The sequence below is a fragment of the Breznakia sp. PFB1-19 genome, from assembly GCF_029893935.1.
Lineage (GTDB): Bacteria > Bacillota_I > Bacilli_A > Erysipelotrichales > Erysipelotrichaceae > Breznakia > Breznakia blatticola.
Genome location: NZ_JARXXJ010000040.1, coordinates 1 through 10286 on the forward strand (window position 1 = coordinate 1; position 10286 = coordinate 10286).

At 35.3% G+C, this 10286-nt stretch carries 11 protein-coding genes; all 11 read right to left on the minus strand.

All coding sequences use genetic code 11. The features are described 5' to 3' along the window. Window positions 1–127: 127 nt before the first annotated feature. The 11 genes from M2098_RS11200 to M2098_RS11250 all read right to left on the minus strand — a co-directional run bounded on the left by M2098_RS11200 (window position 128) and on the right by M2098_RS11250 (window position 10067). Window positions 128–427 (minus strand): Dabb family protein, encoded by a 300-nt coding sequence (locus tag M2098_RS11200; protein ID WP_280684533.1) that lies wholly within the window; start codon window positions 425–427, stop codon window positions 128–130. Continuing rightward, on the minus strand, window positions 424–2130 hold the full coding sequence (locus M2098_RS11205) for a phospho-sugar mutase (RefSeq protein WP_280684531.1): 1707 nt from the start codon (window positions 2128–2130) through the stop codon (window positions 424–426). The genes M2098_RS11200 and M2098_RS11205 overlap by 4 nt, the downstream gene beginning before the upstream one ends. Window positions 2131–2202: 72 nt before the next feature. Continuing rightward, complete coding sequence (locus M2098_RS11210) at window positions 2203–2469, minus strand: phosphocarrier protein HPr (protein WP_067424797.1); 267 nt, start codon at window positions 2467–2469, stop codon at window positions 2203–2205. A gap of 73 nt (window positions 2470–2542) precedes the next feature. Beyond that, window positions 2543–2971 carry a DUF523 domain-containing protein gene (locus tag M2098_RS11215; RefSeq protein WP_280684529.1) on the minus strand — a complete coding sequence of 143 codons (429 nt, stop codon included), beginning with the start codon at window positions 2969–2971 and terminating at the stop codon, window positions 2543–2545. After that, window positions 2968–3441 (minus strand): 23S rRNA (pseudouridine(1915)-N(3))-methyltransferase RlmH, encoded by a 474-nt coding sequence (rlmH, locus tag M2098_RS11220; RefSeq protein WP_280684528.1) that lies wholly within the window; start codon window positions 3439–3441, stop codon window positions 2968–2970. Before rlmH ends, M2098_RS11215 begins: the two co-directional genes overlap by 4 nt. Before the next feature lie 291 nt (window positions 3442–3732). Beyond that, window positions 3733–4479, minus strand: a complete 747-nt coding sequence (locus M2098_RS11225; RefSeq protein ID WP_280684527.1) for an MBL fold metallo-hydrolase — start codon at window positions 4477–4479, stop codon at window positions 3733–3735. Next, a complete protein-coding gene (dnaB, locus tag M2098_RS11230) occupies window positions 4476–5861 on the minus strand; it encodes a replicative DNA helicase (RefSeq protein WP_280684535.1) in 1386 nt (461 codons plus the stop codon). Before dnaB ends, M2098_RS11225 begins: the two co-directional genes overlap by 4 nt. Window positions 5862–5872: 11 nt before the next feature. Continuing rightward, entirely contained in the window at window positions 5873–6322 is a 450-nt protein-coding gene (gene rplI, locus M2098_RS11235; RefSeq protein ID WP_280684526.1) for a 50S ribosomal protein L9, read from the minus strand. Then, window positions 6303–8285, minus strand: a complete 1983-nt coding sequence (locus M2098_RS11240) for a DHH family phosphoesterase (RefSeq protein ID WP_280684524.1) — start codon at window positions 8283–8285, stop codon at window positions 6303–6305. Before M2098_RS11240 ends, rplI begins: the two co-directional genes overlap by 20 nt. Window positions 8286–8294: 9 nt before the next feature. Next, entirely contained in the window at window positions 8295–9182 is an 888-nt protein-coding gene (locus tag M2098_RS11245; protein ID WP_280684522.1) for a DUF2232 domain-containing protein, read from the minus strand. A gap of 117 nt (window positions 9183–9299) precedes the next feature. Further along, window positions 9300–10067 carry a hypothetical protein gene (locus M2098_RS11250; protein WP_280684520.1) on the minus strand — a complete coding sequence of 256 codons (768 nt, stop codon included), beginning with the start codon at window positions 10065–10067 and terminating at the stop codon, window positions 9300–9302. Window positions 10068–10286 lie beyond the last annotated feature (219 nt).

Sequence of the window (10286 nt, forward strand, 5' to 3'; positions counted from 1 at the left end):
TTCGATTTTTTGTCAACACATTGAGCAAATAAAAAAGAAGGGTCAGATATTTCCAACTCTTCTATGTTTTACAATCCTTAACTTAATGACATTGGCTTATTAACTGACTTTTTCCATATTTCTGCTCTTATCGAATATTGATTTCGTAATCTACACAACTGCGACTTGCGACTTTTCCTTCAAGTAATGCAGTTGCTTTTTTATGGATTGGGTGGTTTTGATATAGCTCGATTTGTGATTCATCCACAAATGTTGAAACCAAAATCATATCCATATTGCTGGATGGTAATGGATACGCACTGAACTGATCAATTTTTACACCAGGCATTTGAAGTGCGGTTTCTTCCAAATAGGCATGAAAGTCTTGTGCAAAATCACTGACTTCTACACCTTCATGAAATTTCCACATCACGACATGACGGATCATTTTGTGTACATCTCCATTGCTTGTTTTAGTACATTTCCTTTTTCATGTGCGTCTTCTAAAGTGTCGCCTTTTACACAGTAGTAGAATTTACATTTTGGTTCTGTACCACTTGGACGAATGGCAATCCAGCTACCGTCTTCCAAGAAATATTTCAGTACATCAGATACAGCAAATCCAGTTAATGGTGTTTCTGTATTTCCTTCACGAATGATACATTCTTTGAAATCTTCAAAGCGCACAACTTTCTTACCTGCAATTTCTTGCACCTTACTTTGACGTAAATTGGCAAGAATATCTTTGATTTTTTGTGCTCCTGCACTTCCTTCTAATGATAATGCAACTTGGCTTTCTTCATAGAATCCATGTTTTGCATAAAGTTCAAGCAATACATCATATAATGTTTTTCCTTGTGCTTTATAGTAAGCTGCAGCTTCAGCTAATAATAAACATGCTTGTACTGCATCTTTATCACGAACGAAAGGTTTAATTAAACTTCCGTAGCTTTCCTCATATCCAAATACATATTGTTTTTCATTGTTGATTTCGTATTTCGCTACTTTTTCACCAATGAATTTAAATCCAGTTAATGTCTTTTCTGTTTCTACACCATATGCATCTGCAACCTTTTCACCTAAATCACCAGTAACTACTGTATTAAACATCACTGGTTTTGGTGGCATTGTATTATTTTTCACATGTTGCATACATACATAATCAAGTAGTAAAGCACCACTTTGGTTTCCTGTTAGTAAAATGAATTCTCCATTTTGATTTACAACAACACCCATACGGTCTGCATCTGGGTCACATGAAAGTACAATATCTGCATTTTCACGTTTTGCATATTCGATTGCTAAATCGTATGATGCACTTTCTTCTGGGTTTGGTGTTTTTGTATTTGAGAAATCAGGATCCGGATCACATTGTTCCAGAACTGGAATATAGTGATATCCTGCTTGCTTATATACTTCTTGAACTGGAATGTTTGCAGTTCCATGTTGTGGTGTAAAGATAATCGTTACATCATCTTTTTTCACGTCTTTTGCCATTTGAATTGCTAATACTTCTTTGTAGTAAACTTCATCGATTTCACTACCAATCATTGAGATTAATTCTTCTTGTTTTGCATCAACATGGAAATCAATTGCAAGTTCATCTTCCACTGCATTTACACGATCAATCACTTGTTGTGCTAGTGCAGGAACTAATTGACATCCTTTTTCATCATATAACTTGTATCCATTGTATTCTTTTGGGTTGTGACTTGCTGTCACCATGATTCCCCCAAAACAGTTTAAATGACGAACAGCAAATGATAATTCTGGTGTTGGTCGTAAACTTTCAAATACATATGACTTAATTCCATACGTTGCAAGTACTTGTGCACTAATCATTGAAAACTCATATGACATGTGACGATTATCATAACCAATTGCAACCCCTCTTGCTTTCGCCTCTTCCCCTTGCGAAGCAATATACTTGGCAAATCCTACATTTGCCTTTGCGATTGTATGAACATTGATACGGTTGATTCCTGGACCTAATAGTCCACGCATTCCTGCCGTTCCAAATTCAATGTTTGTATAGAAACTATCATGAATTTCTTCATCACTCATAGCTTCTAATTCACTTCTTAGTTTTTTGTCTAGTTTGTCAGATTGAATCCAACGTAAATACTGCTTATCCTCTTGTTTATTATACATGTTTCCTCTCCTCCAGTATATTTTCCCCAAGTTTAAAAAAAAGATGGACACGCCATCTTTTTAATAGATTATTTATCCAATAATTTTTTGTGCGCGTAATACATCTTCGATTGCTGTAATAGCTGCATCTTCATCTTCACCATCACAAGAAATAGTAATTTCTGATTGTGTTGGGATTCCTAAAGACATAACACCCATGATTGATTTCATGTTTACTTCACGTCCACCGTAAGAAATATTTACTTCACTTTTAAATTTTCCAGCTGCGTGTACTGCCACTGTTGCAGGACGAGCGTGTAATCCAACTGGATCGATAACAGTTACTGTAATTGATTTCATATATGTAATCCTCCTAATTATTTTATCATTCCTATTTTAACCTAATTTGATAGCACTTACAAACAAATTGATGTTAATTTGTAATTTTTTTGCAATTTATGACCTCTACACCTATATTTTTTAGCATCTCGACCAAAATACCGTCTCCTTGGATGATTTTGTGTTGAAATGTTCCATCATAGATTTCATCAAGTCCACAGCTTGGACTACGATCTTTTAAGATGGCTTTCTTGATGTTCTGTTCTTTTACAATTTTAATGACTGCATTTGCACCAGCATGAAATTCTTTGGTGACATCTTCGCCAAGATTGTTAATGATTTTATTTCCAATGCGTTCGCTGGGTGCTCTTGGTGTAGATAATCCACCAAGCACTTCCGGACATACTGGGACAATGTCTTTATCTTTTAGATAGGTAATAACAGCTTCATCATAATTGGAATCTCCACGATAGCTGCAATTCTCTCCTAACAAACAGGCACTAACAAGTATCTTTTCTTTCATTTATGATAGGTCTCCTTTGCGCGTATTTTGAATGCACGATAAATTTGCTCAAGCAAGATTAAACGTGTCATTTGATGCAAAAATGTCATCTTGGAAAGTTGTAAACGATAATCCGCTCTTTGATATAGTGATTGACCAATACCTAGACTTCCACCAATCACAAATGTAATGTTACTTGTCTTATATGTCAGTGTATCATCAATTAATTTGGCAAAGCTTTCACTATCTATACTTTTTCCATGTAAATCTAGCAATATGACAAATTCTCCATCTTTAATTTTCTTGAGTGCTTCTTGCGCTTCTTTTTCTTTCACCAAATCTTCTTCTTTTGAAGATAGATTACTTAGATTTTCATCCTTCACTTCAATGACTTCAAGTTTATGATATGGTTGCATTCGTTTCACATATTCATTACATAGACTTAATAAGTGTTTTTCTTTTAATTTTCCTATAGCGATTATTTTTATCATGTTTATATTATAGCCTACCTTAAACAGAAGAGAAATGGAAATATCGTTGCAACGCAAATGCGACGTAAATTTTTGCGTTGCATTTGCGTCTTTTACGTCGCAACAAAAAAAATAGCCCACCAATATGTATTGATGGGCAGGGAATTGAAAAGCAGGCGAAAGGGTCCTGCATACATAAACAATATGAGTCCTACCTCCAATATTGTTCTTATAGAATATAACAATTTTGACTAGGACATGCAATCCAAACAATAGATATATTGTTTGTTATAACATATATGTGTTTATGTGCTAGTTGTGACCTCCGCGAACGATTTCAAATTGCGGTGCAGCAACAATTCGTAAGCTTGAAATATCAACATCATGTGCCACTAATGTTTGTTTTAATGTATCACATGCTTGCTTGTATGTATTTCCTTCTTCTGAGATATGTGCTAACACGATTTCTTTGGTTTTATTTCCAATAACTTCTGCTAGCACTTCTGCACTATCTTCATTACACAAATGGCCCATATCACCAATAATTCTTTGTTTTACAAAGATTGGACGACTTGTTGCCATTAGCATTTCTAAATCGTGATTACTTTCAAAGATATAGTAATCTGCATTTTTAATATATGGTTTTATCGCTTCTGATATATATCCAGTATCTGTAATATATACAAGTTTTTCACTATTACTTTTGATTACGTATCCACATGAATCTTGTGCATCATGACTGGTTGGCAATGCTTGCACTTCCAAAGTTGGTAATTCAATACGATCAAAGGGTTTCATTTGGTAATAATTTTGTGTATCTAACTGACAAGTTGCATACGTATCAACATCTGCAAACATTTTCAGTTGCTGAATATGATCACTATGCGTGTGCGTCACAAAAAGTGCATCTGCTTGATGATAATCATAAGACAATCTTTCAAAGCAACCACTTAAATACTTTTTTGTTGAACCACAGTCAATCACAATACTTGTTTGTCCATTGCGAATCAAACAACAATTCCCTTTAGAGCCACTGGCTAATAAAGCGAATTTTATCATTGATAACCACCTTCATATCTCGTGTTCACAATATTTACGAACTTGTTGATTGATTTTTGGAATTTCAAATTGAAGTTACCGATACGACCATTACGGTGTTTTTGAATCGATACTTCTACATCGATACTATCTTCATCATCTGCAGGTACATCGTCTGTTTTTTGATAGTCATCACGTGATAAGAACATAACGATATCGGCATCTTGCTCAATCGCTCCTGATTCACGCAAATCCGATAACATCGGTTTTGCTTTGTCTCCAGTACGTTGTTCCACCGAACGCGATAATTGCGATAAGGCGATAACTGGTACATTTAACTCTCTGGCTAACATCTTTAAACTACGTGAGATTTCTGATACTTCTTGTTGGCGGTTTTCACCACTACGTTTTCCACTACCTGTAATCAGCTGCAAGTAGTCAATAATAACTAGATCTAAGCGATCATCCATATCCGCTTTTAACTTACGACATTTAGAGAAAATTTCTGCCATCTTGATCGATGAAGAATCATCTGTAAATAAATTAATCGCACTAATGGTTTGCGCTGCTTCAAATAAACGGTTCATCTCATCGTTGTTTAATTTACCCGTACGAAGGGTATCCCCTTTGATACTTCCTTGCGCACTTAACATACGACGAATCAATTGTTCGTTTGGCATCTCCAAAGAGAAAATTGCCACAACTCCACCAGATTTTTCACGATTTCGTTTGGATGCATTTAATCCTAAATTCAAGGCAAACGCGGTTTTCCCTACCGATGGACGTGCCGCAAGAATAATTAAATCCCCACGTTGAAATCCATTGGTAATACTGTCTAACTCTGTATAACCTGTTTCTACTCCAGTAATTCCTCCTGGTGATTTTCTTAACATCTCAATATTTTCAATTACATTTTTTACAACGACTTTTGAACTTTGAAAATCATTTACACGACGATTACGCGTTAAACTTAACACTTGTTTTTCTGCTTGATCGAGAAGTTCTTCTAGATCTAATGAAGTATCAAAACCTTCGGTACGAATACGATCAGCAACCGCGATCATCATTCTACGTTTACTTTTATCTTTAATGTTTTCAATATACGATTTTACGTTTGCACTACTAATTGCAGTATTCATTAAATCAATAATGTAGTCCGCATTACCAGCAAGTGCTAATTCTTTTCGATCTTCTAAACGTGAAATTACGTTGTTTGGATCAATGGGTTGTCCAACTTCCATCAAATCCATCATCACCCGATATATCGTGCGATGCGCTTCTTGATAGAAATCTTCTTCTTGTAGTCCTTGTTCGTAGGCAACTTCAACTGCATCATTGTAAATTAATAATGCACCAAGTACTGCCTGTTCAGCATCTACACTGTGTGGGTAAACATTGTTCATCATCTTGCCTTCTATTTCTCTGACAGGTGAACATTAATTTCACCAATCACCTTATTTTTATATAAATCGACTTTTACAAGTGTTGTTCCTAAACTTGATACATTATGTACATCCACTAATTTTCTTTTATCGATGCTAATGTTGTGTTGTTTACGTAAACCTTCAACGATTTGTTTGCTTGATACGGAACCAAACACACGTCCACCTTCTCCAGTTTTCACTTTAAATTCTACAACTGATTTTTTCAGTTTTGCTTTTAATGCTTCTGCATCTGCTTCTTTTTGTGCTTCGGTTGCTGCATGTTCATCATTTTGTTTTTTCAATACGGCTTTTGCTGTATTTGATTCCACAACAGCAAGTCCTCGCGCAACTAAAAAGTTTCTACCGTATCCGTCTGCAACTTCAACGACTTCTCCTTTTTTACCGACTTTCTTCACGTCTTCAAGTAAGATTACTTTCATAGCTTGTGTCCTCCTGATTTAAATAATTGCGAATGGCATCTTTTAGTTCATCACATAATGCCTCGCTTGTCATACCTTCTTTTTGTACGGCGGCTGCAGTGAAGTGACCTCCACCTTTCATATCCTCCATAATTACTTGTACGTTCACTACACCTTTACTTCGTGCAGAAATCGCAACTTGATTTTCATTAATTCGAGCAACCACAAATGCTGCTTCGATATTTTTAATCGCCAACAGTTCATCTGCACCAATGGACATCAGTGAACGTGTCATAATGCGACTATCTTCTACACACGATATTAGAATATTATCATTGTACTTTTTCGCATATTTTAATACATTGATCTTTTCTTCAAATTCCGTGTAATCTTCTTTCAATAAGGTTTCTACCTGCATTGGATCCACACCCCATTTTTTCAATTGTGCACAGGCTTCGAAGGTTCTAAATCCCGTACGCATTTGGAAATGGTTGGTATCAATCACAATACCTAAATACATGATGCTTGCTTCTGCATCGTTGATATCCACTTTCCCTGGTTGATAAGCAATTAGTTCTGTCATCAACTCACATGTACTACTTGCACTACTTTCTAAGTAGACAATTAGTGGTTTTTTCACAAAGTCAGGTCCTCTTCGATGGTGATCAATCACCAGAATACGGTCTGCTTTTTCAACAAGTTCTTGGGCATTACTTTGGGCCGGATTATGATAATCACTCACAATTATCAAGTCATTTTTCTTACGTAAGCGTAATGCTTCCTCTTGCGTAATAAAGGTGTGACGATTTTCTAAACTTGAACCAAAGTATACCATTGCTTCTTTGGTATGTTTTTCGATTCCACCACTTTGACTTACGATATATACTTTCTTTTTATAGAACTGTGCAAGTCTAGACAAAGCTAGATTACTTCCCATACAGTCAAAGTCCATTTCTTTATGACCCGTAATAAAGATTTGTTCGCTATCTTGCATCACTTCTTTAATTGCTTGAGCCATAACCCGCACACGTACTCTTGAACGTGTACTTTTCGCTTCACTTTTTCCACCGTAGTATTTTACATCTGCATCATTTAGTTGACTAGCAACTTGGTCTCCACCACGGCTTTGGGCAAGCTCAAGTAAGTCATTAACTTTTCCATCTAACTCACTTAATTTCTCACTACCTCGTGCAAATGCCATCGATAATGTAATATTTACATCAATCTCTGCAGCTTTGGTACGCACGTAATTGATAATATCAAATTTCTCACCAAGAATATGTTCATAAATTTCTTCATCTAATACCATAAAGAAACGATCACTACGTAAACGACGAATACAAATTCCATGTTTGTTTGCCCAATCGACAATTGGTTGTCGTAGATTTAGGTTCACATTGGTAATTGTTGTTTCATCTTCAAAGGCTTGCATGTCTTGATAGTTATCCATATGTACAAGTCCAAGTACTAACGATTCTTTCTTATAAATTTCTTTTAAGTCAGAATACTTTGAAATGTCACGAACAAATAATACATGTTCTTGTCCTTTACGACTAATTTCATATGTAAATTCTTTTTTACGACCAACAACTGTATCTTGACCACCTTGTAGTAGTTCTTCAATTTCAGGCACAAAGGTTGTGACCTTTTTACCGATTAAACTGCGATACCCACGATCCATTAAGAAATTGGAAATCCACAATACTTCAAATTGCTCGTTGTATGTAATTATTCCAACTTTTCCAAATGAAAAGGCACCACCAGCTTCACTTCCTAAAATTTCTGAAATATTAACCGCTTCATTTTCACGTGCATTTTGAATTGAATTAATAATCCAAGCCACGAATATTGCATTCACTAAAAAGATGATAATCAATGGTACTGCGGCATCGATTAACCCAACAGCTAATAATAAAATCAGGGCAACTGCTTCAAGTACAAGTAGTACGACTACTTGCATTCGTATCCCATCGAAATATTTCATGTTCCTCTCCTACTTTTCAATTAGTTTTTCAATATGTCCACCAAAACTTACATAGATGCCTAAACACATCATAATGTTTTGGATAACAGGAATAAAACAGGCAATTAATGCTCCTAGCACAATCGCTCTACTTCGCTTTTTGACACCATAGCCTATACACTCAATAACTCCAATCGTAATAGCGATCATCATACATACCAAATACAACACAAGAATTGCATCATCGTATGCTGCAGGTACACTAACAAATTGACTAATCGCATAAATCACTAACCCAACGGTTGCTAGCATTCCTACTTGTTTTGGAATACGTACTTGGGTAATTGGTTTTAATGATGCTACTTGAATACGTAAACGTGCCAAAATTACATGGCTTGCCACATGGATCACAATCCCTTGCATACATGCAGAACCAATATATACAATAAGTACTACTAACATCGCTAAGGTTCTTGCACCACTTGCAATTCCTGCTTGTTCCACCATCTTTGTTAGATCCATAACTTCTGCAATGATATCATAGCCAAAGATATGGCCAAACACGATTACAGTAAGTGCACTGACAAGTAACTGTGAAACTATAGCTAGTATAAGTAAATATGCATTCTTCCAACCTTTTTTTAATCCAATCCCATAACATACACCACTTACCATCGCGGATATCAAAAGTACCATACCGGTAAAGGTAGAAAATAGAATCGAAGAAAGGATGCATGATATAGCCACAATCAGCCCACTTTGTATATCATAGCGTACCATATATACAATTAAAGGAATACTAAGTAGCCAGAAAATCATTTCCTCTAGCACTCCTGCAAATTGTCGATTTAAAATCAGAAGGATGGCAACCATTGCAATCATCATTGCTCCTTCTGTAATATTCCTAGTTTTTCTCATATGTATACCTTTCTCTATTTTACTATTTTTACTACCTGAATGAAAGAGAAACAAGAAACCTATACATTTGCACAAGTATCTCAAAAGAAAAAAGTAGCGAGTGTGTATTCACCTTCACTACTGTTCTTCATAATCACTAAAATCAGGGAAATCTATCGATTTCTTCATAAAACTACTGTAGGTATTTTTATAGTAGAGTTTCATTTTCAATTCTTGCGTATTTTGTTTCAAGGTAAATGAAAATGATAAACCTTGTGTATCTACATATCCATTTGTATCAATACGATATTCTACTACCGTTGTATCCAGTTCAATCATATCATCTGTAACAACTATACCTGATAAGGCTTCAGTAAGACGATCCGCAATAAATTCTTTAACCACATCATCTTTTAATTTCACTTTTACCTTTTGATTGGTTCCATCTTTTTCGATGGTCAAATCTTCCATATTGGATTTCCCAAAACTTTGAAGCTTTGTGGTTTCGGTTACTGAATCATCTTCTTCATCTAGTTTAGTTTTGACTTTTTGATTACTAGCAGCTGTATACATATACCCATCTTTACAATACATGGTAATCGAATCTTTCATTCCCGAATTGTCCGTTTCCATTACTACTTTAGCTTCTCCAGTTTTTGTATCCGCTAAGTTATTTAAGATAAAATCCATATCTACACGTACATACATATTTTCATCCGTATCACTTAGGATTTCTAATCCCATAATACTTTTTCCAGTTGTATGTGTCGCATCATCGGTTTTAGCGATTGCACGATTTAGCTTTTGAATGGCATTTTCTCCTGTTGCTTCTTCACTGTTTGTACAACCAACAAGTAGCATACTCACACAAGCAACAAGTACCATTATTTTCTTTAATATTTTCATGTTTTTAATTATACGCCATCTTTTTTCAAAAGCAATGAAACCTGTGTGAACATTTAGGATATCAAGTAATCAACACATAAGAAAATCGTATATAAAAAGCTCGTAATAACGAGCTTAGTTCTATTGAGTATTTAAAAGTACCTTGGGTTTGATATGGCTCTAAGAAAACTATGGGTCATTTATAACCACACATCAATGTGACCTTTAAAGAAGTTTTGG

Coding starts and splice junctions, on each gene's coding strand:
- M2098_RS11205 (WP_280684531.1), bottom strand. CDS start 2,130: ATGTATAATAAACAAGAGGATAAGCAGTATTTACGTTGGATTCAATCT.
- rlmH (WP_280684528.1), bottom strand. CDS start 3,441: ATGATAAAAATAATCGCTATAGGAAAATTAAAAGAAAAACACTTATTA.
- rplI (WP_280684526.1), bottom strand. CDS start 6,322: ATGAAAGTAATCTTACTTGAAGACGTGAAGAAAGTCGGTAAAAAAGGA.
- M2098_RS11210 (WP_067424797.1), bottom strand. CDS start 2,469: ATGAAATCAATTACAGTAACTGTTATCGATCCAGTTGGATTACACGCT.
- M2098_RS11250 (WP_280684520.1), bottom strand. CDS start 10,067: ATGAAAATATTAAAGAAAATAATGGTACTTGTTGCTTGTGTGAGTATG.
- M2098_RS11225 (WP_280684527.1), bottom strand. CDS start 4,479: ATGATAAAATTCGCTTTATTAGCCAGTGGCTCTAAAGGGAATTGTTGT.
- M2098_RS11245 (WP_280684522.1), bottom strand. CDS start 9,182: ATGAGAAAAACTAGGAATATTACAGAAGGAGCAATGATGATTGCAATG.
- M2098_RS11240 (WP_280684524.1), bottom strand. CDS start 8,285: ATGAAATATTTCGATGGGATACGAATGCAAGTAGTCGTACTACTTGTA.
- M2098_RS11200 (WP_280684533.1), bottom strand. CDS start 427: ATGATCCGTCATGTCGTGATGTGGAAATTTCATGAAGGTGTAGAAGTC.
- M2098_RS11215 (WP_280684529.1), bottom strand. CDS start 2,971: ATGAAAGAAAAGATACTTGTTAGTGCCTGTTTGTTAGGAGAGAATTGC.
- dnaB (WP_280684535.1), bottom strand. CDS start 5,861: ATGAACAATGTTTACCCACACAGTGTAGATGCTGAACAGGCAGTACTT.